The 22,432-nt window shown below is 66.5% G+C and carries 20 protein-coding genes and 1 pseudogene; 14 read left to right on the top strand and 7 right to left on the bottom strand.

Annotated features, from left to right (window positions below; all coding sequences use genetic code 11):
* Nucleotide 1: 1 nt before the first annotated feature.
* Both BFD71_RS11100 and phaP read right to left on the bottom strand, forming a co-directional pair.
* Entirely contained in the window at nt 2-1,183 is a 1,182-nt protein-coding gene (locus tag BFD71_RS11100; RefSeq protein WP_069263473.1) for an acetyl-CoA C-acetyltransferase, read from the bottom strand.
* Nucleotides 1,184-1,325: 142 nt separating this feature from the next.
* Nucleotides 1,326-1,901 (bottom strand): TIGR01841 family phasin, encoded by a 576-nt coding sequence (gene phaP / locus BFD71_RS11095; protein ID WP_069263472.1) that lies wholly within the window; start codon nt 1,899-1,901, stop codon nt 1,326-1,328.
* A 472-nt stretch (nt 1,902-2,373) separates the two neighbouring features.
* Between phaP and BFD71_RS11090 the strand changes: the two genes are divergently transcribed.
* From BFD71_RS11090 to BFD71_RS42100, 8 genes and pseudogenes are all read left to right on the top strand, one after another.
* Complete coding sequence (locus BFD71_RS11090; protein WP_176732864.1) at nt 2,374-2,634, top strand: YXWGXW repeat-containing protein; 261 nt, start codon at nt 2,374-2,376, stop codon at nt 2,632-2,634.
* Between the two features lie 119 nt (nt 2,635-2,753).
* A complete protein-coding gene (locus BFD71_RS11085) occupies nt 2,754-3,326 on the top strand; it encodes an RNA polymerase sigma factor (protein WP_069263588.1) in 573 nt (190 codons plus the stop codon).
* Nucleotides 3,323-3,778 carry a hypothetical protein gene (locus BFD71_RS11080; protein ID WP_069263468.1) on the top strand — a complete coding sequence of 152 codons (456 nt, stop codon included), beginning with the start codon at nt 3,323-3,325 and terminating at the stop codon, nt 3,776-3,778. Before BFD71_RS11085 ends, BFD71_RS11080 begins: the two co-directional genes overlap by 4 nt.
* Nucleotides 3,775-4,287, top strand: a complete 513-nt coding sequence (locus tag BFD71_RS11075) for a periplasmic heavy metal sensor (RefSeq protein ID WP_069263466.1) — start codon at nt 3,775-3,777, stop codon at nt 4,285-4,287. The genes BFD71_RS11080 and BFD71_RS11075 overlap by 4 nt, the downstream gene beginning before the upstream one ends.
* Nucleotides 4,288-4,373: 86 nt before the next feature.
* The gene (locus tag BFD71_RS11070; protein WP_069263463.1) at nt 4,374-5,825 is read left to right on the top strand and encodes a DUF1800 domain-containing protein; all 1,452 of its coding nucleotides are present in this window, start codon (nt 4,374-4,376) and stop codon (nt 5,823-5,825) included.
* A gap of 5 nt (nt 5,826-5,830) precedes the next feature.
* Nucleotides 5,831-6,979, top strand: a complete 1,149-nt coding sequence (locus BFD71_RS11065) for a DUF1501 domain-containing protein (protein ID WP_069263460.1) — start codon at nt 5,831-5,833, stop codon at nt 6,977-6,979.
* Between the two features lie 121 nt (nt 6,980-7,100).
* Nucleotides 7,101-7,316, top strand: coding sequence for a YXWGXW repeat-containing protein (locus tag BFD71_RS39035; RefSeq protein ID WP_083245185.1), 216 nt, complete (start codon nt 7,101-7,103; stop codon nt 7,314-7,316).
* A 193-nt stretch (nt 7,317-7,509) separates the two neighbouring features.
* Nucleotides 7,510-7,632 (top strand): annotated as a pseudogene (locus BFD71_RS42100) (nitric oxide dioxygenase); the annotation flags it as partial.
* Nucleotides 7,633-7,691: 59 nt separating this feature from the next.
* Here the strand turns inward: BFD71_RS42100 and BFD71_RS11055 are convergent.
* Nucleotides 7,692-8,564, bottom strand: coding sequence for a LysR family transcriptional regulator (locus BFD71_RS11055; RefSeq protein WP_069263452.1), 873 nt, complete (start codon nt 8,562-8,564; stop codon nt 7,692-7,694).
* A gap of 104 nt (nt 8,565-8,668) precedes the next feature.
* Here BFD71_RS11055 and BFD71_RS11050 point away from each other — a divergent pair, with 104 nt between their 5' ends.
* The 5 genes from BFD71_RS11050 (at nt 8,669) to BFD71_RS11030 (ending at nt 14,680) form a co-directional block, all read left to right on the top strand.
* A complete protein-coding gene (locus tag BFD71_RS11050) occupies nt 8,669-9,562 on the top strand; it encodes an HpcH/HpaI aldolase/citrate lyase family protein (RefSeq protein ID WP_069263586.1) in 894 nt (297 codons plus the stop codon).
* A complete protein-coding gene (locus BFD71_RS11045; RefSeq protein WP_069263449.1) occupies nt 9,559-10,761 on the top strand; it encodes a CaiB/BaiF CoA transferase family protein in 1,203 nt (400 codons plus the stop codon). The genes BFD71_RS11050 and BFD71_RS11045 overlap by 4 nt, the downstream gene beginning before the upstream one ends.
* Before the next feature lie 67 nt (nt 10,762-10,828).
* A complete protein-coding gene (locus BFD71_RS11040) occupies nt 10,829-11,704 on the top strand; it encodes an amidohydrolase family protein (protein ID WP_069263447.1) in 876 nt (291 codons plus the stop codon).
* Between the two features lie 172 nt (nt 11,705-11,876).
* Nucleotides 11,877-13,151, top strand: coding sequence for a TIGR00366 family protein (locus tag BFD71_RS11035; protein WP_256094607.1), 1,275 nt, complete (start codon nt 11,877-11,879; stop codon nt 13,149-13,151).
* Between the two features lie 44 nt (nt 13,152-13,195).
* Nucleotides 13,196-14,680, top strand: a complete 1,485-nt coding sequence (locus BFD71_RS11030) for an MmgE/PrpD family protein (protein ID WP_069263445.1) — start codon at nt 13,196-13,198, stop codon at nt 14,678-14,680.
* An 18-nt stretch (nt 14,681-14,698) separates the two neighbouring features.
* On the opposite strand, the gene BFD71_RS11025 is transcribed toward BFD71_RS11030, so the two are convergent.
* The 4 genes from BFD71_RS11025 to BFD71_RS11010 all read right to left on the bottom strand — a co-directional run bounded on the left by BFD71_RS11025 (nt 14,699) and on the right by BFD71_RS11010 (nt 21,678).
* On the bottom strand, nt 14,699-16,285 hold the full coding sequence (locus tag BFD71_RS11025; RefSeq protein ID WP_069263442.1) for a Na+/H+ antiporter: 1,587 nt from the start codon (nt 16,283-16,285) through the stop codon (nt 14,699-14,701).
* 55 nt (nt 16,286-16,340) lie between these two features.
* On the bottom strand, nt 16,341-17,246 hold the full coding sequence (locus tag BFD71_RS11020; protein WP_069263440.1) for a LysR family transcriptional regulator: 906 nt from the start codon (nt 17,244-17,246) through the stop codon (nt 16,341-16,343).
* Nucleotides 17,247-17,338: 92 nt separating this feature from the next.
* Nucleotides 17,339-18,106 (bottom strand): SDR family NAD(P)-dependent oxidoreductase, encoded by a 768-nt coding sequence (locus BFD71_RS11015; RefSeq protein WP_069263437.1) that lies wholly within the window; start codon nt 18,104-18,106, stop codon nt 17,339-17,341.
* Nucleotides 18,107-18,147: 41 nt separating this feature from the next.
* Entirely contained in the window at nt 18,148-21,678 is a 3,531-nt protein-coding gene (locus BFD71_RS11010; protein WP_256094606.1) for an indolepyruvate ferredoxin oxidoreductase family protein, read from the bottom strand.
* A 140-nt stretch (nt 21,679-21,818) separates the two neighbouring features.
* On the opposite strand from BFD71_RS11010, the gene BFD71_RS11005 reads away from it, so the two are divergent.
* The gene (locus BFD71_RS11005) at nt 21,819-22,292 is read left to right on the top strand and encodes an Lrp/AsnC family transcriptional regulator (RefSeq protein ID WP_069263434.1); all 474 of its coding nucleotides are present in this window, start codon (nt 21,819-21,821) and stop codon (nt 22,290-22,292) included.
* The last annotated feature ends 140 nt before the right edge of the window (nt 22,293-22,432 follow it).

Genomic DNA, 22,432 nt, shown 5'->3' with positions numbered 1-22,432 from the left:
ATCAAGCGCGCTCGAGCGCGAGCGCCACGCCCATGCCGCCGCCGATGCACAGCGAGGCCAGGCCGCGCTTCGCGTCGCGGCGCTGCATTTCGTGCAGCAGCGTCACGAGAATCCGGCAGCCCGACGCGCCGATCGGGTGACCGATTGCAATCGCCCCGCCGTTCACGTTGATCTTCGACGTGTCCCAGCCCATCTGCTTGTTCACGGCCAGCGCCTGCGCCGCGAACGCCTCGTTGATCTCCATGAGATCGAGGTCGTTCACCGACCAGCCCGCGCGCTCCAGCGCCCGCTTCGACGCCGGCACCGGGCCCATGCCCATCACCTTCGGATCGACGCCGCCGCTGGCGTACGCCTTGATGCGCGCGAGCGGCGTGAGGCCCAGCGCCTCGGCCTTCTTCGCCGACATCACCACGACCGCGGCTGCGCCGTCGTTGATGCCCGACGCGTTCGCCGCCGTCACCGTGCCTTCCTTGTTGAACGCCGGCTTCAGGCCCGCGAGCGATTCGGCCGTCACGCCGTGGCGCACGAACTCGTCGGTCCTGAACTGCAGCGGCTCACCCTTGCGCTGCGGAATTTCCACCGAGACGATCTCTTCGTCGAAACGGCCCGCCTTCTGCGCGGCTTCCGCCTTGTTCTGCGACAGGGCCGCAAACGCGTCCTGCTCTTCGCGCGTGATGCCGTATTCCTTCGCGACGTTCTCCGCCGTCACGCCCATGTGGTACTGGTTGTACACGTCCCACAGGCCGTCGACGATCATGCTGTCGATGAGCTTCGCGTCGCCCATACGGAAGCCGTCGCGCGAGCCCGGCAGCACGTGCGGCGCGGCGCTCATGTTCTCCTGGCCGCCGGCCACGACGATGTCCGAATCGCCCGCGATGATCGCGTTGGCCGCGAGCATCACCGCCTTCAGGCCCGAGCCGCACACCTTGTTGATCGTCATGGCGGGAACGGCCGCGGGCAGGCCCGCCTTGATCGATGCCTGGCGCGCCACGTTCTGGCCCGAACCGGCCGTCAGCACCTGACCCATGATCACGTCGCTCACCTGCTCGGGCTTCACACCCGCGCGCTCGAGCGCGGCCGTGATGACGATCGCGCCCAGGTCGGGCGCCGCCACCTTCGCGAGCGAGCCGCCGAATTTGCCTACTGCCGTACGTGCGGCCGAAACGATCACAATGTCAGTCATGTTGAGCTCCTGCTCTGCAAATGCGCTGAAAAATCGATGTCTGGAAAGCTGAGCCGGCAAACGCCGCGCCTTCGTCGTTCATTCACGACGAAGACGCGTGTTCGACGCGCAGTGGCGTATTGCCGGGGGGCAGGAACGCGAATCAGGCCTTGGCCGGGCTGGCCTTGGCGGCAGCCGGCTGGACTGCGACCGGCGCGGCTTCCTGGGCGGAAGCCACGACGTTCTGGAAACCGCTCTGGGCCGTTTCGATGGCCTGGCGGGTCACGCCGCGCAGCGTTTCGGCGGCGTTGTTGACGGCGGCGAAGGTCGAGTTCATGGCCGCGACGAACGGCTCCACGCCCACGGGCGCGTTTTGCGTCAGGCCTTCGGAGAAGGCCTTGAAACGCTGCTCGTTTTCGCCCGATTGCGCCTGGGCGGCTTGAATCAACTCGTTTTGGGTCGTCGTCGCGATGTCGACGAGATGGCGGCCGTACGACAGGGCCTTGGCGGCGGCTTGCTGCGACGCACCAATTTGCTGCGTCAGGAACTCGGCGGGATTGCCGCTTTCGAGGGCGCCCTTGAGCGTCGCTTCGCTTTCTGCAATGGCAGCCTTGCTGGCCTGGACGTTGAGGTCGATCACGGCCTGCACGCCCTCGACAACGGGCTTCGTGAGCGCAAAGAACGCTGCGACGCCAGCCTGGTAGTTCGCGCGGAATTGTTCGGGTGCGGAAACGGACATCAGCTCATACTCCTTGGTTAGTCTTACTAATTAAAGCGCCAACCCCCGATGGCCTGACTTGCGGCTGTATTCCTATGGTTTGAAAACTAATGTTGCATCGCCGCAGTCGATCTCGAGTGTCCATTCTAAGACAGAAATTTAACAATTTTGTGGCGATTCATATTAGGTAGAAACCCTTAATGTAAGTCTTTCGGGTTCGGAAATTGCAGTTGTCAAGCAACCCCTCTCGAGACCGGTAAATTCGCCGCTGAGCGCGGAAATTGCATGGTGAATAAATGGTCCGCGACGGATTTTCCCCGCGGCGCCGTTTAAGTCCTTATAGGGGCTGTTGGCCCCTCTGCATCAAGGGAGAGAAATCATGACCCGCAAACCACTGCGTTCGTCACTTGCCGCCGCTCTGCTCGCCTCCACCGCAACGGCCGCGCTCGCACAGCCCGTGGTCGTCGAGCCGAATGAGGCGCCACGGCAGCCCATGGTCGTCGAGCCCAATGAGCCGCCGCAGCAGCCCGTGATGGTCGCGCCGACGTCGCCGCCGCCTCCGCCGCGGGAAGAAGCGGCTCCCCCGCCGCGCCAGGGTTACGTGTGGCAGTCCGGCCACTGGCGCTGGGACCGGGGCGTGTACGTCTGGGAACCGGGCCACTGGGAAGAAGCCCGCTCGGGGTACAACTGGGTGCCGGGGCACTGGGTCGAGGACGGCCCGAACTGGCGATGGATTCCGGGCCACTGGGCATAATGCCGCTCGAGCGGCATCAGGCCTGAGTGCCCGACTTCAAACTGGGAAACGACTATGACGGCGCGGCAGCGGGTTCGCCTGCGGTTCCATCGTTGCAGACCGACAAGGCCGGGAAGGCCTTGAACGAACGCGATCCGGACGCGGAACTCGTCGCGCGTGTCGGCGCGCGTGATCCGCTTGCCGTGCGTGCGCTCGTCGCGAGCAAGCTGCCGCGCCTCATCGCACTCGCCACACGCATGCTCGGCGACCACAGCGAAGCCGAAGACGTCGCTCAGGAAGCGTTCGTGCGGATCTGGAAACAGGCGCCCACCTGGCGCACGGGCGAAGCGAAATTCGATACATGGCTGCATCGCGTGGCGCTCAACCTCTGCTACGACCGCTTGCGCGGACGGCGCGAAGAGACCGTGGAAGACGTGCACGCCGTGAGCGAGCCGGCATCCGATCCCGCGGGCTCGCCCGACCAGCAGATCGAAGCGCGCACGCGCGACGAGCGCGTGCGCACCGCACTCGCGGCGTTGCCCGTGCGCCAGCGCGAAGCGCTCGTACTCACTTACTATCAGGAGCTTTCGAACCTCGAAGCAGCCAGCCTGATGGAGATTTCGGTGGACGCGCTCGAAAGCCTGCTGGCGCGCGCCCGGCGCACCCTGCGCGCACAACTGGCCGGCGAAGCCGCCGGTAAGGACTCCGTATGACACCCGAACGATTCCACATGCTCGTCGCGGCTTATGGCGCCGACCCGCAACGCTGGCCGCAGCACGAGCGAGAAGACGCGCTCGAATGGGCCCGCGCGCATCGCACCGAAGCCAACGCGGCGCTCGACGAGGCCATGGCGCTCGACACCTGGCTCTCCCGCGACATGGTGGCGCCGCCGGGGCGCGCGCTCTTCGAGCAGATCGTTGCGGGCGCACCGCTGAAGCCCGTTGCCGCCGCGAAGCGCCGCAGCTTCTGGTGGTCCGGCGCGGCGTTCGCGGGCGTGGGCCTCGCGGGCGCGCTTGCAGGCGCGCTGACGATATCGTTCGTCGTGCTCGGCGGCACGGCGCCCGCCGCCCCCCACGAGACGTATCTCGGCACGAGCTTCGGGGGGACCAGTTCGGACTGGAGCGAATCGAACCTCAACCCTGGCGCCGAAGGGAGTGACGAATGAACGGCTGCTCATGGAAAACGCTGCTCGTCGGCTCGGTCGTCCTGAACGTTTTTCTGCTCGGCGCAATTGCGGGCGGTGCGTGGCGCTGGTTCGCCGTACGCAGTGAGCCGCAGGCGCAGGCGACGCAGCGCGTGGCGTTGCGCTTCGCCGCCGAAGCGCTTTCGCCGGAACGCCAGCAGCAGTTCGCCCAGGCGCTCAAGTCCTCGCGCCGCGAAGGCAGCCAGTACGCGCGCGACGGACGCGACGGTCGGCGCGAGGTGCTCGACCTGCTCGCCGCGCCGCAACTCGACCGCAACGCCATCGACGCCGCGCTCACGCGCACGCGCACCGCCGACAGCGCGTTGCGCGCGCAAATCGAACGCGGCGTGGTCGATTTCGCGGCGACGCTCACGCCCGAAGAACGCGTGAAGTTCGTCGAAGGGCTCGAAAAGCGCGGCCAGTGGCGGCTACCGGCGCAGCAGCAAAAGCAGCCGCAGAAGGCGGTAAGCGAGGCGAGCGGCGCCCAGTAAAGTATTTGGCGGACCAGCGACGGATACCGCGTGCGATGAGCGTTTAACGGGAATACGCAACGCTCCATCGAGCACAAGGACCGCGCATGGAAAGCCTTTCGAATGCCCGCGCCGGCGCGATCGCCATGAACCGCTTCGGCCTCGGCGCGCGCGCCGACGAGACGCCGCCCGCCAACCCTCGAGGCTGGCTGCTCGGCCAGTTCCAGGCATACGAACCGCTGCCCGCGGCATGGCGCAACGAGCCCGGCGCGCTGGCGCTCGCTGCGCGCTTCGGGGAAGAACGCCAGCAAGGTATGGCGGGCAATGCGGCAGCAAGCGCGGCTTCGGAGACGAACGCACAAGGGAACGCGCAACAAGCTGCACGCCGCGCAGTCAATCAGGCGATCCGCCGCGAGAGCGTGGGCATCTACCGCAGCGCGGTCAACGCGCGCCTCACGAGCGCCTTGCAGAGCGACACGCCGTTCGTCGAACGGCTCGTGTACTTCTGGTCGAACCACTTCGCCGTGTCGGTGGACAAGGCATTGATTGCAGGCATTGCGGGCGCATTCGAAATGGAAGCGATCCGGCCGCACGTGCTCGGCAATTTCGCGGACATGCTGGTCGCCGTCGAGCAGCACCCTGCCATGCAGCTCTTTCTCGATCAGACGCGCTCCGTTGGGCCCGACAGCCGCGCCGCGCTGCGCGCCGATCAACGCGACCCCGCGCACAAGCGCGGCCTCAACGAGAACCTCGCACGCGAGATCATGGAGCTGCACACGCTCGGCGTGCGCACCGGCTACACGCAGGACGACGTGACCGAATTCGCACGTGCGCTGACGGGCTGGAGCGTGGCGGGTTTACGCGGGCCGCAGCCCGGCAATGCCGCGCCCGGCAGCTTCGTGTTTCGCCCCGCGCTGCACGAGCCGGGCACGCGCACCGTGATGGGCAAGCGCTACGATCAACTGGGCGAGCAGCAGGCGCTTGCCATCCTCAACGACCTCGCGCACGCGAGCGCCACGAGCCGCCATATTGCGTTCCAGCTCGCCCGCCACTTCGTCGCCGACAATCCGCCGCCCGCACTTACCGAGCGTCTCGCACTCGCCTTCGAGCAAAGCGGCGGCGATCTGCCCACCGTGTATCGCGCGCTCGTTGAAGCGCCGCAGGCGTGGGCACCCGTCGACGCGAAGTTCAAGACACCGTGGGAGTGGACCGTTTCGTCGATGCGCGGTCTCGGCTGGCGCGAACCCGGCGACGCCGGCGAGATCAACGCCGCGCCGCTGCTCACGCAACTCGGCCAGCCGGTGTGGCGGCCAGGCTCGCCGGCCGGCTACGACGACATCGCGGCAAGCTGGGCCGCGCCCGATGCGCTCGTGCGCCGCGTGGAAGTCGCGCAGCGCTTCTCGGCACGCGTGGGCGACCGGCTCGACCCGCGCACGCTCGGCAACACGCTCATGGGCGCCACGCTCAGCGCGCCCACCGCCACCGCGGTCGCGCATGCCGAAAGCGCGTCGACTGCGATCGCCTTGCTGCTCGTCTCGCCCGATTTCCTGAGGAGATAACCGCCATGGTTTCCCGCCGCCATTTCCTGCGCGTCGCCGCCGCCGGCGCGGGCACGATGCTCGTCGCACCGCAGATCGTGTTCGCCAGCGTCGAGACCGAGCGCCGCTTCGTGTTCGTGATCCAGCGCGGCGCGGCCGACGGGCTGAACATTGTCGTGCCCTACGCGGAGCCGGCCTACGCCACGCTGCGCGGCCCGCTCGCCATCGACATCGACAAGGCAGCGAAACTCGACGGCACGTTCGCGCTGCATCCGTCGCTCGGCCAGATGGCGCAGATGTATGGCGAGAAGCAGGCGCTCTTCGTGCATGCGATCGCTTCGCCGTATCGCGACCGCTCCCACTTCGACGGACAGAACGTGCTGGAAACCGGCGGCCGCGCGCCCTACCAGGTCAAGGACGGCTGGCTCAACCGGCTCGCCGCCATGCTGCCTGCCTCGCGCGAAAATGCCATTGCGTTCGCGCCTACCGTGCCGCTCGCGCTGCGCGGCACGGTGCAGGTGAGTTCGTACGCGCCCTCGGCGCTGCCCAGCGCATCCGACGATCTGCTCACGCGCGTTTCCGCGCTTTACGACGGCGATCCGCAGTTGCGCGCGCTCTGGCTTTCGGCGATGAACGCACGCGGGCTCGCGGGCGACGTAAGCGCCCGCCAGGACCCCGCGAGCGTCGGCAAGCTTGCGGCGAGCTTCCTCGCGCGCCCCGATGGCCCGCGCATCGCCATGATCGAAACCGGCGGATGGGACACGCACAGCGCGCAGAACGCGCGGCTCGCGAATCAGCTAAAAGCGCTCGACACGATGCTCGCCTCGCTGCGCGACGGACTCGGCCCCGCGTGGGACAAGACCACGGTGCTCGTCGCGACCGAGTTCGGCCGCACGGCCGCGGCGAACGGCACGGGCGGCACCGACCACGGTCAGGCTTCGGTGGCGATGCTGGTGGGCGGCGCCGTGGCGGGCGGACGCGTACAGGCCGACTGGCCGGGGCTGCGCAGCGCGGATCTCTATGAGGCGCGCGACCTCAAGCCCACCGCCTCACTCGATGCATTGATCGCGGGCGCGGCCGCGGAGAGCCTCGGGCTCGATCCACAGCGCACGGCGTCGATGTTATTCGGAGATTCGGGCACAAAAAATGCGACTACGGGTTTGATAAGGGCATGAACGGTTGGAACAGACAAACACGACGGCGCACCGCTTTACGTGGACCCGGATGCCGCTACGCGGCGAGCCTGGCCAGCCGTTCGGATAACCAAACAATTTCAGTCAGTGGAGGACTCCCGCCATGAAGATAAGACTACTGCACCCCGTGACCCTGGTCGCCTGCGCCGCCCTGCTTTGCGCATGTATCGTGGAGCCGGCCCACCCACCGGAGCCGGTGCCGCGCGTCGAGACGCCGCCACCCGCACCCGCCGAGGGCTATGCCTGGTCCAAGGGACACTACCGCTGGGAAGGCAATCAGTGGGTGTGGATTCCGGGGCATTGGGTGCAGGGCTACTAACAAGGAGATTTAACAGGGATTACTGAGTATTCGTATTGCGGCGGTCAAATTGCATCCAACGGATAAATCGGCCGCCGCACCTCGTTGAATTCGAGCTTGCCGCAAACAGGATCTGTCAACGACGCGCCCGCATTCGATCACTTCGCGCGCGCTGATCGCAGCGGACGCCAGGGAGGAGGAAGCCATCAAGCAGATCAAGCAGGCGATCCTGCAACCCGACGCCGACTACTACATTTGCGGCCCCATTCCCTTCATGCGCATGCAGCACGATGCGCTCAAGAATCTCGGCGTTCACGAAGCCCGGATTCACTACGAAGATTCGCCGATGGAATGGCCAACGCTTCGCCATCCTTATCGTATAGAGCCCGCGCGCCCTCACCTGCGCAGCGCCTCGCCGGAACATTCGATCATCCCGCGAATCAAGCGGCTGCGTGCGGAAGCGCGCGACCACAGAATGCCGAAGCGTCGCGGCTCGGTTGCCTCGGCCAACGGCAGACGCGCGAGCCGCAAGCCCTTCGTAAGCGGCGTGCCGATATCGGGCACAAGCGAGACGCCAAGACCGCGATCCACCATCAGCGCTATCGCCATCAGCGAGTTCAGTTCGAACAGTTCACGCGGCGCGATCTTCGCACGGCGCAAATATTGGTCGGCCTGCTTGCCGCCGCCCAGCGCGCGATCGTAGCGAATGAACGGCTCGCGGCGCAGCAGGTCGTGCGGATCGGCGCGCGCGAACTTCGCCGGCGCGAGCACGACGATGGGCTCCTCGCGCAGCAGATGCCAGTCGTACGTCTTCGGCAGCGCGAAGGCGGGATGCAGGCAAATCGCCACGTCCACCTCGCCGCGCTGCAAGGCCTCGAAGAGTTCCATCGAGGTGCCCGCGCGTATCAGCAGCTTGACCTGCGGGAAAGCCGCGGCGAAGCGCGCCAGCACGTCGGGCAGCACGCTCAGCAGCGCCGACGTGATGGTCCCCACGCGCAGCTCGCCGCCCATTTCCTGCTCCTGCGCCAGCGCTTTCAACTCGTCGAAACCCCGCACGAGCGAGCGGGCGCGCTCCACCACGCGCTGGCCCGCCTCCGTGGGAATGACCGTGCGGCCCGCGCGCATGACGAGCGCCACGCCCAGTTCGCGCTCCAGCGCCTGGATTTGCTGCGCGATCGCGGCGGGCGTCACGCCCACGCGCCGCGCGGCCTCCGCCATCGACCCGCTCTCCACCACCAGCAGCAGGTTACTCAGGAAACCGGTGTCCATAAACGTAGCTTCTCTATGGTTTAAAGATAGATTCGCATAGTTTATCTAAATCGTTGCCGATCGTAGACTGCCCTTCACTGGTGATCTATACGGAACGCATGGAGATGAGAAGCAAGTTGTTCGTGCCGGCATCGCGCCCGGAGCTGTTCGAAAAGGCGCTCGGCAGCGCCGCGGACGCGTTGTCGTTCGACCTGGAAGACTCGGTTGCCCCTGCGCGTAAACCCGAAGCGCGTGAGGCGCTGCGCACGCTACTCGTGTCGCCCGCCGTACGCGAGCGCGGCAAGGTGCTGATCGTGCGCGTGAACGCGCTCGACACGCCGTGGTTCGCCGACGATATCGTCGCCGTGGTTCAACCGGGCCTCGATTACGTGAATCTGCCGAAACCCGAATCCGCCGACGACGTGTGCGCCGCCGCTGCCGCGATCGAGCGCGCGGAGCGCGCCAATGGCGTGAGCCGCCCCGTGAAGCTGTTGCTCAACGTCGAATCGCCGCGCGCGCTGCGTGAAGCGGCGACGCTCGCCTCCGCGCATGCACGCGTGGCGGGCCTTCAACTGGGTCTTGGCGACCTGTTCGAGCCGCTCGGCATCGCGCGGCGCGACCCGGCGGCCATTCAGCAAGCCATGTTCAGTCTGCGGCTAGCCGCGGGCGAAGCAGGCGTATTCGCCTACGACTCGGTTTTCGCGAATATCAAGGATGCCGAAGGGTTTCGCGCCGAAGCCGAACTGGCCCGCTCGCTAGGCTTTCTCGGCAAGAGCTGCATCCACCCGAGCCAGATCGCGCTCGCCAACGACGTATTCCGCCCTTCCGAAGAAGAAATCGCCCACGCGCTGCGCGTGGTGGAAGCGGCGCGCAACGCCGAACGCGACGGCGTGGGCGCTTATGTCGTGGACGGCAAGATGATCGACGCGCCTTTCGTCGAGCGCGCCCGTGCCCTCGTGCAGAGCGCCGAACGGCTTGGACTCATTGCATCCGCAACGTCGAGCGAGGTGCGCCAATGAGCCAGCCAGCCGAATCGAATGCAGCGCCGCGCGGCCCGCTCGCGGGCGTGCGCGTGCTCGACCTGAGCGCCTATATCGCGGGCCCGTATGGCTGCACCCTGCTCGCCGACCAGGGCGCGGACGTCATCAAGATCGAGCCGCCCACGGGCGACAATCTGCGCAAGTATCCGTCCACGCTCCAGGCCGAAAGCCGCGCCTTTCTCGGCGTCAATCGCGGCAAGCGCGGGCTCGTGCTCGACCTGAAACAATCCCGCGCGCAGGAGGTGCTGTTACGCCTCGTCGAACAGGCCGACGTGCTCGTGCACAACTTTCGACCCGGCGTGCCGGCACGGCTCGGCATTGCCTGGGAACAGCTGCGCGAAGTGAACCCGCGGCTCATTTACTGCGCGGTCACCGGCTACGGCGACCAGGGTCCGAACAAGGACAAGGCCGGTTACGACCAGGTGCTGCAGACCATGACGGGCATGTGCGCGCTACAGGGCAAGAGCGATGGCCCGCCCGAGATTCTCTACGGCTCGGTGGTCGACTACTACGCCGCCGCGCTCGTCGCAGCGGGCGTATCCTCCGCGCTGTTCGAGCGCGAGCGCAGCGGCGCGGGCCAGTACGTTGGCGTTTCGCTGCTGCGCAGCGCGCTCACCATGCAGTCCGCGCGCATGATCTGGGCCGACGACGAGCCGAAGGACGTTGGCCGCGACATGCGTTCGGGCGGCATCACCGGTATTCATCCGACGCGCGAAGGCTGGCTCTACATCTCCGCGAACACGCCGCATTTCTGGCAGGCGCTCTGCGAAAAAACCGGGCTCGCTGCACTCGCGCAGAACGAGCGTTACGATTCAGTGCGCAAACGTGCCGAGCATCGCGACGAGATCGTGCCGCAATTGCACGCCGCGTTGCAGGCGCGCAGCGCGCTCGAATGGGAAGCGCATTTTGGCGAGGCGGTGCCCTGCGCGGCGGCGCGCACCGTCGAAGACATGTTCGACGATCCCCAGGTGCTCGCAGAGCAGATGGTCACGCGCTACGACTATCCCGGCGTGGGCGCGTATCGCGGCTTTCGCGAGCCGATTCGCTTCGGCGCGACGCCTGCGCCGGACCCGATCGCCGCGCCCGCCTTCGGCGAGCACTCCGATGTGGTGCTGCGCGAGGGCGGCTGGAGCGATGCCGATATCGAACGATTGAGAAACGAGCACGCCGTGCTCTGAACACACAAAGCTGCATCCGCGCGCATCCATGCCTTTGGGTGCGCGCGGCAAACAAGGAGACAACGCGATGGAGCGTGAGCAGCATGTCCATACCATCGACGCCCCCAGGGCGCGCATAGCGGCGCCCGCCTTCGCGTGCGATTCGCACATCCACATCTACGATCGCCGCTTTGCGGCCTCACCCGGCAACGGTGCGCATATCGTCGATCGCGCAACGGTCGAGGACTATCGACGCGTACAGGCACGCACCGGCACGCAGCGCACCGTCATCGTCACGCCGCGCCCCTACGGCACCGACAACTGCGTGACGCTCGACGCGATCCGCCAACTGGGCATCGACAATGCCCGCGGCGTAGCGGTCCTGCGCCCCGAGGTGAGCGACGCCGAACTCGACATGCTCGACCGCGGCGGCATACGCGGCATCCGCTTCACGTTGTACACGCCGCATCAGGCGGTCGTGACCTTCGACATGGTCGAGCCGCTTGCGCAGCGCATTGCCGAACTCGGCTGGCATGTGCAGTTGCACTGGACCGCCGACCAGATTGTCGAGCACGAAGCCTTGCTCACTCGCCTGCCCTGCAAGATGGTGTTCGACCACCGCGCGCGCCTGCCCCTGCCCGCGGGCACCGCGCACCGCGCGTATGGTGTGGTGCGCCGTCTGGCCGCTTCGGGGCGCGTATGGGTCAAGCTCTCGGGCGCCTACCTCGATTCGCAAGTGGGCCTCGCAGGCGGCTACGCCGACCTCGCCGACACAGCACGCGCATGGTCCGCGCTGCTGCCGGAGCGCACCGTGTGGGGCAGCGACTGGCCGCACGTGACGGAGGCGCACAAGCCCGACACCGCCGCGATCTTCGATCTGCTCGGCGCGTGGGTCGACGACGAAGCGGCGCGCAAGCGCATTCTCGTCGACAACCCCGCCGAACTCTACGGCTTCGCCCGATGAACTAGCGCCACTGCGCCCCCGATACAAACAGCCGCGCGCCAGGTACGTGCGGCCCCTTTCAGCACCAGGAGACGATACGTGAAGTCCACCGCTACCGCCGCACCCGTACGCAAGACACGCTTTACCGACGCGACGATCAGCCTGTTCGAGCGCACCATACCCGGACCCGTTCGTGCTCGCGATTCTCATCACCGCGGTCGTGGCCGCGCTCTCGGCGATGTTCGCTCCGCATGCGACGCTCAACACGCTCGTGGTCGGGTGGTACAAGGGCTTCTTCAATATCCTCACGTTCGCCTTCCAGATCACGCTCGTCCTCGTCACGGGCCACGCGTTCGCGCACGCTGCGCCCGTGCAGCGCGTGTTCAAGGCGCTCGTGGGCATTGCCCGCACGCCGGTGCAGGCAGCGGCGCTCACCTTCCTGCTAGTAGCCGTGGCCTCGTTCTTCAACTGGGGCCTCGGTCTCGTGGTGAGCGCGCTGCTCGCGCGCGAAGTGGCCAAGCGTATGCACGTGGACTTCGCGTGGATCGTCGCCGCGGGCTTTTCGGGCTGGGTGGTGTGGGCGAGCGGCATTTCCAGCTCCATCGCGCTCGCGCAGTCCACGCCGGGCAGCGCGATGAACGTCGTGCAAAAGCTCACGGGCGAAGTGCTGCCGTTCAACGACACCGTGTTCACGGCGTTCAACCTCGTGCCCGTGCTCGTGATGCTGGTCGCCACGCCCATCGTGCTCGCGCTCCTCAAGCCGCGCGATGAAGACGCCGTCGTGCTCGACATCGAGAATAACCCCGACCCGGAACCGCGCAAGCGCCCCGAAGGCAAGCTGAGCTTCGCAAAGTGGCTCGAATACTCCTGGATCGGCAGCGCGTTCATCGGCCTCGTGGGCATGACGTTCCTCGTGCTCGCGCACATCGAGCACATCGAAGCGTTCTCCGGCGTGAACGCCGTGATCTTCGTGATGTTCATCGCGGGCGTGATCCTGCATGGCTATCCACTCGCTTACGCGGATGCGGTCAAGAACGCCGCCAAACAGACCGGCTCGATGATGCTGCAATACCCGCTATACGGCGGCGTGATGGGCATGATGGACGCCACGGGCCTGCCCAACGTAATCTCGCACTTCTTCATCGCGATCTCGAACACGCACACGCTGCCGTTCTGGAGCTATGTGTGCTCGCTCATCGTCACGTTCTTCATTCCGAGCGGCGGCGGCCACTGGGCCGTGCAGGGCCCGTTCGTCGTGCCCGCGGCGATCGCGCTGCATGCTTCGATGCCCGCAACCACCATGGCCGTCGCCATGGGCGAGCAGGTCTCGAACATGATGCAGCCCTTCTGGGCCGCGCCCGTGGTCGCGATGGCGGGCATCGGCGTGCAGCGCGTGCTGGGCTTCACGGTCATGACGTTCCTGCTCGGCACCGTGGTGTTCGGCGCGGCGCTGCTGCTGCTCGTTTGATGCGCATTCTTCCCTGAAACGAACAAAGAACAAGGAGACACCGCATGCAACGGCGTGCATTCATGGCGTCGCTCACGGCGCTCGCCGCGGGCGCGGGCACATTCGGCGGCATCGGCGCGGCGCGCGCTCAGAAGGTCGCTTCCGCATCGGCTTCGGCCACGATCGCGCAGCGGCTTGCGGCTTACGCCGCCGCGCTTGACTACGACGATCTCGATGCCGGTACGATCGAGGCGGTCAAGACCCACTCCGCCGACGCGCTGGGCTGCGGCATCGCCGCGCTCGGCGAGAAACCCGTGGGCATCGCGCGCCAGGTTGCGCTCAACTACGCGAGCGGCGACGGCCGGGGCGCAACCGTGCTCGGCACGCAGCGGCGCACGTCGCCCGACCTCGCGACCTTCGCGAACGGTGCGGCCATCCGCTATTACGACCTCAACGACGTCTATGCGGGCAAGGAAATCGGCCACCCGAGCGACAACATCGCCGCATGTCTCGCCCAGGCCGAGGCCGAAAGTGCGAATGGCCGCGATCTGATCGTCGCCATCGCCCTCGCCTACGAGATCGATTGCCGCCTCATGGACGCCGCTTCGATCAGTTCGCGCGGCTGGGATCACCCCGTCTTCAGCCTGCCCGCGGCCGCGCTCGCGGCGGGCAAGCTCATGAAGCTCGACGAGCGGCAACTGGCCGAAGCGGTCAACCTCGCGCTCAACGGCCACCTCGCGCTGAACCAGACGCGTGTGCAGACCATGTCGAACTGGAAGGGTCTCGCCGATGCCGACGCCGCACGCAACGCGGTGTTCTCGGCCGCCCTCGCGCGCGACGGACTCACGGGCCCCGCGCCGATCTTCGAGGGCAACGCAGGGCTGTTCAAGCAGGTATCCGGCCCATTCAGCATCGACACGGCGAGCTTCGGCGGCAAAGGCCGGCCGTTTCGCATCAACGACTGTGCCGTGAAGTTCTACCCTGCGCAGGCGCTCACGCAAACGGCGATTGCTGCCGGCATCGACGTGGCGAAACAGGTGGGCGACCTCGATCGTATCGTCAGCATGGAGATTCGCACCTCGCACGAAGGCTACTTCTCGGCAGGCATGGACCCGCAGAAATGGGCCCCCGAAACGAGCGAGACTGCCGATCACAGCCTGCCCTACGTGACCGCGCGCGCCATGTTCGACGGCGATATCAGCCTGGCGAGCTATCGCACCGAAGCGCTCCATGACCCGAAGATCCGCGCCTTCATGCAGAAGATCAAGGTTGTAGAGGATCCCGAACTGACCCGGCTCTATCCGAAATATTACGCGACCATCGTAAGCGCCACGCTCACGGACGGACAAACCGTGTCGAAACGCGTGGACGACATTCCGGGCTTCGCCACGCGGCCGATGCAGCGCGGCGACTTCGAGGTGAAGTTCCGCAAGAACGCGGCGCCAGTGATCGGCAAGGCGCGCGCCGACGATGCGCTAGGTTTTCTCTGGAGTCTCGACGAGCAGCGCGACCTCTCGCACCTGTTTGCGCCACTCGTCGTGCACGCCTGAAGAACGCGAGGGGAAGCATCACCCCCTCCCATGCCGCGCCGAAAGCTCCTCCAGATCGAGATCGCGTTCGAGCACGCGCAGTAGTTCGTCGTGGATCAGGCCGGCACGGTGCAGCTTCAACAGCTCCGCGCGTCCAGCCTCCACGGCGGCCAGCACGACATCGTAGTGCGAGGTGCGCATTTCCTGCGGATAGCTCTCGGCGTTTGCAAAATTGCGCGTGAGGTTCGCACGATACGTGTACTGCTCCAGCAGCCGCGGGTGGATCACGCTGCCGTCCGGACCATGGACGAGCGGCGTGATTGCCGCTAGCTGGGCGGCTTCGAGGCGCGCCCATGCCTGCGGCTCGTTGAGGTAGGGTTCCTCCCCTTCCATATCGTTCGCAGGCCTGATCAGCTTGATGAGCGGCCCGATGGTCGTGCCTTGCAACAGCACCGTGAACAGAATGACGGCGAATGCGGCGAAGAGAATGAGATCGCGGCCCGGCATCGCTTCCGGCAGCGCAAGCGCAATGGCCAGCGTGACCACGCCGCGCATGCCGGCCCAGCTCACCACCGTTGCGCCTCGAAAGTCCGCCGCTTTCACGCGGGTCGGTAACATCCGGTGCAGCGCGGTCCTGACGATCTCGATGCCATACGTCCACACGCAGCGCGAGACGACAACGGCGAGCACGACGGCCATTGCAGCGGGACCGAGCAGCGCGACAGCATTGCCCGTCCCGCCGAGGCGCAGCATGACCCCACGCAGCGAGAGGCCGATCAGCACGAATACCAGCGCCTCGAGCACGAAGACCATGACCTGCCAGAACGCCGTGCCGCGGCTGCGCACCGTGGCCGAAAAGATTTCGTGCTGATGCCAGCCTAGCTGCATGCCGCACGTGACCGTGGCGATCACACTCGAAACGCCCAGCATGTCCCCCGCGATATAGGCGATCCAGCCTGCCAGCACGGAGGCGGTGATGATCAGATACTCGTCCTGGAGCTGACGCAGCAGGCACACGACGACATAGCCCACGACAGCGCCGACCACAATGCCGCCCAGCGCGAGCCCGACGAAACTGAGCGCCGCATTCGGCTCGCTGAATACGCCCGTCAATGCCGCCGCGACGGCGAAGCGAAACAGCACGAGACCGGCGGCGTCGTTGAGCAGGCTCTCGCCTTCGAGCAGCACCATCAGCCGGCGCGGCAGCGCGAGCCGCTCGAGCACGGCTTTCGCGGCGACCGCATCGGGCGGCGAGACCACCGCGCCCAGTGCGAAACATGCGGCCCAAGGCAGTGACGGAACGGCCCAATGCGCGACCACGCCAACGGCCCACGTCGTGAATGCCACCGCGCCGATGGCGAAGAGCAGGATGGGCGCGAGGTGACGCTTGAAGTCGGACCAGACGAAGAAGTAAGCGCCGTCCATGAGCAAGGGCGGCAGAAACACGATGAGGACGAGGTCCGGGTCTATCACCACGGGCGGCAGGCCGGGCGCGAAGGCCATGGCGGCGCCGCCGACCAGCAGCGCGGCAGCGGGCGGCAGGCGCAGGCGTTTGGCGAGCAACTCGAGCGCGATGATGGCGATGAGCGAAAGGAGCACGAGCTTGAACGCCGACACAGCCGACATGACGCTTCCTTGTTTTTACCCAGGTACGGTGAGTGCAGGAGCGCGGCCGCCCCCTTCAATTCCCGCAAGCGTGAATCAAAAACTGCTGCATCGCTCGCGCCGGATCGCTGAGCACGGCACCAGGATGCCACAACATGCCCGCTTCCATCTGCGGAATGGCATCCTCGATGGCGCAAGCGTCGATGCGCTTGCCCTCCAGCGACCACGGCCTGAACACCATGTCCGAGAGTATCGTCACGCCGAAGCCATGCGCCACGAGCCCGCGCAGCGCCTCCATCGAACTCGTGCGAAACGCGATATTCGGCGCAACGCGCCTCTTTTTCCAGTAGCGCAGCGTCGAGGCCTCGCCCTCGTCCACCGTGAGCTGGATATAGGGGTAACGCGCGATGTCGCGCAGCGTGACGGTGCCCATCTGCGCGAGCGGATGCGTCGGCGCGGCCCACAACTGGCGGCGCGAACGCATCAGCAAGTGGTGACCGAAGCGCGCGCGCCGCTCCACATTGGAGAGCAACGCCACGCCAAGGTCGACTTTGCCCGCGAGCACCGCCTCCTCGATGGCCGGCCGGTCCAGATCGTGCAGATCGATCTCGATCTCGGGATAGGTCGCCCGAAACCGCGCGAGCAGTTCTGGCAGGAAGTAGCCGAGCAGCGTATAGGAGGCGGCCATGCGCACCGTGCCGCGCAAGCTGTGCGCGCGAAACGGCGCCTTATGCAGTGCGTCGCGCACCGACTCCAGCACGTGGCGCGCGTGATTGAGGAAGTCCTGCCCGTCTGGCGTCAGTTCCACGCCCTGGGGCAAGCGCACGAAGAGCCGCGTGCCGAGCGCCTCCTCGAGCGCGAGCACCGCGTTGGTGATCGCCGACTGCGAGACATGCTCGGACGCCGCCGCCATCGAAAACTGCCCGTTCTGCGCCGCCGCCACGAAGTAGCGGAACTGCCGCAAGGTCACGTCCTTGGCCATGTGCTTTTCGAATATCGTGAGTCGATGGTTCCGATTCTACGATACGTGGTCTTAAACGTGCCCGCAGCGGCCGGCCCCACACAAACCGGGTATCAGCGCGGCGCCATGCGCAACGCGCCATCGAGCCGGATCACCTCGCCGTTCAGATAGCGGTTGCCGACGATATGCTCGACGAGCGCCGCGAACTCCGCGGGCTGGCCAAGACGCTGCGGAAACGGCACGCCCGCGCCCAGCGCCTGCTGCACTTCGGCGGGCATGGCGAGCAGCATCGGCGTTTCGAAGATGCCGGGGGCGACGGTCACCACGCGAATACCGTTGCGCGCCAGTTCGCGCGCCGCCGGCAACGTGAGTGAAACGACACCACCCTTCGAAGCCGCATAGGCCGACTGCCCGATCTGGCCATCGTACGCGGCTACCGAAGCCGTATTGACGATCACGCCGCGCTCGCCGCCGGCATCCGGCGTATTGTTCGCCATCGCCACGGCGGCGAGGCGCATCACGTTGAAGGTGCCGATGAGGTTGACGCTCACGATCTTCGCGAACAGATCGAGCGAATGCGCGCCTTCTTTTCCGACGATGCGCTGCGCCGGCGCGATTCCCGCGCAGTTGACCACGCCATGCAGCGCACCGAAGCGCTGGGTGGCAAGCGCGATCGCCGCCTCGACGCTTGCCGCCAGCGTCACATCTACCTCGACGGCCAGTGCATGCTCGCCGCCGAGCGCCGCCGCGTCACGCGCACGGGCTACGTCGATATCGCCGAACACAATATTCGCGCCGCGTTCGAGCAGATGTCGGCCCACCGCCGCGCCGAGTCCGGAACCACCGCCCGTGATGAAAAACGTCTTGTCCTGCACAACCATTTGCGTCTTCTCCGTTGGTTATCGATTCGTTATCCGATCTTTCAAACCGTCTCGCCAGCCAGTTCCGCGCGATACTTTTCGCGCACGCCGCGCGAACGCTCGTAATTGCGCTCCTTGACGATACCGAAGCCTCGCACCGCACCCGGCACGCCAAGCAGGCCGACGGCTGCCGCCAGCGTCTGCTGCGTCAGTTTGCCGAGCACGAGGCGCACGTCTTCCTCGAATTCGGCGATCATCGCGCGCTCGATCACGCGGTCGCGCTGCCGTGCGAACGGATCGAGCGCCGTGCCGCGCAGCGCCTTGCCGTGCTTGAGTACGCGCAGCAGCGGCTCGGCCCACACGCCGCGCAGCGCGATCTTGTTGCGGCGCCCGGTTTGCGCATCGCAGCGCGTGAGGAGCGGCGGCGCCATGTGGAACGTCTTCCTGGCCGCCGTGCCATCGAACAACGCGGACAGGTACGCGCCGAAGCCGCCATCGGTGTGCAGGCGCGCAACCTCGTACTCGTCCTTGTAGGCGAGCACCTTGAAGTATTGGCGTGCCGCCGCTTGCGCAAGCGCACCGCTCGCCCCTTCGATCGCGCGCTCTGCCTGCGCGACGGCATCGACCAGCGCGCGATAGCGCTTCGCATAGGCGGCGTTCTGGTACAGCGTGAGATCGTGCTCGCGCTCGGCCACGAAGCGAGCGAGATCGAACGGCGTGTCAGCGACCGCTATGTCCGCTCCCGTCACGCGTTCGAGCGCGCGAGCGTCCTGTGCGATCAAACGACCCCAAAGGAACGCGCGTTCATTCATCTTCACGGCCGCGCCATTGAGCCCGATTGCCTGCAGGATCGATGCTTCGCTAAGCGGCACGAGCCCCGACTGGTACGCGTAGCCCACCATCATCATGTTCGAAGCGATGGCGTCGCCGAAAATCGCTTCTGCCGCCGCCGTGCAGTCCCAGAACACCGTGCCGTCCGCGCCCATCGCGCTCTCGATCGCCGCCTGATGCACGGCTTTGCTCACGGGCAGGTCGCCATCGCGCACGAAGTCGGCGGTCGCGTTGATGCGCTCGTTCACGATCGCGCGCGCGCCGCTGCCCGGCAGGCGCGAGAGCGCGCCCGACGATGCCGCCACCACGGCGTCGCAGCCCAGCAGCACGTTGGCCGCATGCGCGCCGATACGCGAGGTGGTGATGAGCCCGCGGCTCTGCGCGATCTGCACGTGGCTCAACACCGCGCCGTTCTTTTGCGCGAGGCCCGTGAAGTCGAGCGTCGAGGCGCCGCGCCCTTCGAGGTGCGCGGCCATGGCGAGGATCGCACCGATCGTCACGACGCCCGTGCCGCCCACACCCGTCACAACCATGCGCAGGTGTTGCTCCAGCGCCTGCGGCACGTGCGCGGGCGGTGCGAGCGTGGCGCGCAGTTCCGCTTCGATGCGCTGAATGCGCGCGGCGTCCGGGCGCTTCGGCTCCATGCCCTCCACCGTCACGAAGCTCGGGCAAAAGCCCTTCACGCACGAGGTGTCCTTGTTGCAGCTCGATTGATTGATGGCCCGCTTGCGGCCCAGCTCCGTTTCGAGCGGCTCGATCGCGATGCAGTTCGACTGCACGGAACAGTCGCCGCAGCCTTCGCAAACGGCCGGATTGATCACCACACGCGTGGGCGGATCGATCAGCTTGCCGCGCTTGCGGCGGCGGCGCTTTTCGGCGGCGCAGGTCTGGTCGTAGACGATCACCGAAACGCCCTTCTGCTCGCGCAGGCGGCGTTGCAGCGTATCGAGCGCGTCGCGGTGCAAGAGCGTCACGCCCGCAGGCAACGCCTGCGAGCCCGCGTACTGCTCGGGCCGGTCGGTCACCACGGCGACTTCGTTCACGCCTTCGGCCCGGACCTGCGCCACCACGCGATGCACGGTGAGGCCGCCCTCGGCGGGCTGGCCGCCGGTCATCGCCACCGCATCGTTGAAGAGGATCTTGTAAGTGACGTTCGCGCGCGCCGCCACGGCCTGGCGGATCGCCAGGCTGCCCGAGTGCTGATAGGTGCCGTCGCCGAGATTCACGAACAGATGCGGCATGTCCGTGAAGGTCGACATCCCGACCCACTGCACGCCTTCGCCGCCCATCTGGCAAAACGTCGCCGTGTTGCCCGCCTCGCCGAGCGCCATGATGTGGCAGCCGATACCGGCCGCGGCATGCGAGCCGTCGGGTAGACGCGTCGACGTATTGTGCGGGCAGCCCGCGCAGAAGAACGGCTTGCGGGTGAGCGGTTCGCCTTGCGGCGCTTGCGCGAGCGCGATCACGCGCTGCGCGCCCGAACGCGCATGGGTTGCGCCGGTAGCGACGAACGGCACATCGACTTCGACGTGCCGGAAAAACCGCTGCAGTGCGTGCGCGAGCTGCTCGGGTGCGAACTCCATCGCGGCGGGCAGCAGCGGCTCGCGCTCGCCGAGCGTCTTGCCGTGCACGGACGGCCGCTCGTCGGCCCGCACGTTGAAGAGTGCTTCCTTGATCTGCCGCTCCACGAACGAGCGCTTTTCCTCTACGACGAAAAGCGCCTGCATGCCGCGCGCAAATGCCTTGAGCCCTTCCGTTTCGAGCGGCCAGATCATGCCGACCTTATAAAGCCCGATACCGAGTTGTTCGAGGCGCTCGGCCGTGAGCCCCAGCGCCTCGAACGCGGCCAGCACGTCCGCATGCGCCTTGCCCACCGTCACGATGCCCACGCGCGCCTGCGCGGGGCGCAGCAACGCGCGGTCGAGCGGATTCGCCCGCATGAAGGCGAGCGCGGCGGGCAGGCGCTCTTCGAGCACGCGGCGCTCCAGTTCGGCGCGCTCCGCCGGCCAGCGCAATTGCGGGTCGTAGTTGAAGCCGCGCTGCGGCGGCACGGCGATGTCCGCGGGCAAACGCAACGGCACGTCGCGGCCCACGCGCATCGAGCGGCCGCTTTCCACCGTCTCCGTAATCGCCTTGAAACCGACCCACAGTCCGCTGAAACGCGACAGCGCATAGCCGGTGAGCCCGTACTCGATGTATTCCTCTACCGACGCCGGAAAGAGAATCGGCATCATCGCGCCTTCGAAGACGTGGTCCGTCTGGTGCGGAAACATCGACGACTGCGCCGCGTGGTCGTCGCCGGCCACCGCCAGCACGCCGCCGTGCCGCGCGGTGCCGAGCATGTTGGCATTGCGGAACACGTCGCCGGTGCGGTCTACGCCCGGCCCCTTGCCGTACCACATCGAGTACACGCCTTCCACACGTTTGCCGGGAAACGCGTCGAGTTGCTGCGCGCCCCACAGCATGGTCGCGCCGAGGTCTTCGTTCAGGCCCGGCTCGAAGCGCACGTCGAAGTCCGCGAGCAGTGCCTTCTGGCGCCACAGTTCCTGATCGAATCCGCCGAGCGGCGAGCCGCGATAGCCGGAGACGAGACTCGCGGTTTTCAGCCCGGCAAGGCGGTCCGCGCGCGCCTGTTCGATCAGGATGCGCACGAGCGCCTGGGTGCCGGTGAGAAAGACCGCGCCGTCCTCGCGCAGGTAGCGGTCTTCGAGTCGATAGTCCGTATCGATCTGGCGATCGGTCTCGACGGCTCGCATGTTCATGGTGTCTCCGCTGTTCGACTTGTGGGTATTAGCGGATTCTAGGTAGCCAATAGCGGCGATTCGTGCCAAACTGAGCCACATTTTGGTCATCAATTAGCAACACTCGCCCCAAATTCAACTTTTTCAGGGAAAGCTGGCCAATGAAATTCGACCGCGTGGATGTGGCCATCCTGCACGCCCTGCAGCGCGACGCGCACGTGAAGTCCGCCGACCTCGCGGAATCGCTCGGGCTTTCGCTTTCACCGTTCTACCGGCGCATCCGTATGCTCGAAGAGCGCGGCGTCATCACGCAGTACGTCACGCTGCTCGATCAGGAGAAAGCGGGCTTTCCCGTCAACGCCTATGTGTCGGTGGCAATCGAGAAGAAGAACGAGACACGGCTAGCCGCGTTCGAGCGCGCGATCTCGAACTACGACGAGGTGATGGAGTGTTATTTGATGACGGGCGCGTTCGACTACATGCTGCGCGTGGTGGCGAGCGATATTGCGGGCATCGAGCGTTTCGTCATGACGCGCCTCACCAAGATCGAGGGCGTGCGTGACATTCACACTTCCGTGGCGCTGCGCCGCGTGGAGTACAAAACCGAGCTGCCGGTGCGCGTGCGCGACGAGTGACGCGCGGTGCAATGCTGCGGTTCAGGATGTCGAAGGAATCACTGCGTAGCGAGGGCGTTCACGCCTTTTGTCCCGTCTTGCGGCGCGCGCCTGCGCCGTGAGCAGCGCGGCGGTGCGCTGTTCGAGCGCCACGTTGCGGC

The sequence above is a fragment of the Paraburkholderia nodosa genome, from assembly GCF_001718195.1.
In the GTDB taxonomy this organism is placed as follows: domain Bacteria; phylum Pseudomonadota; class Gammaproteobacteria; order Burkholderiales; family Burkholderiaceae; genus Paraburkholderia; species Paraburkholderia nodosa_A.
The sequence above is the reverse complement of the archived record's forward strand: the minus strand, read 5'-3'. Positions and strand labels throughout refer to the sequence as shown.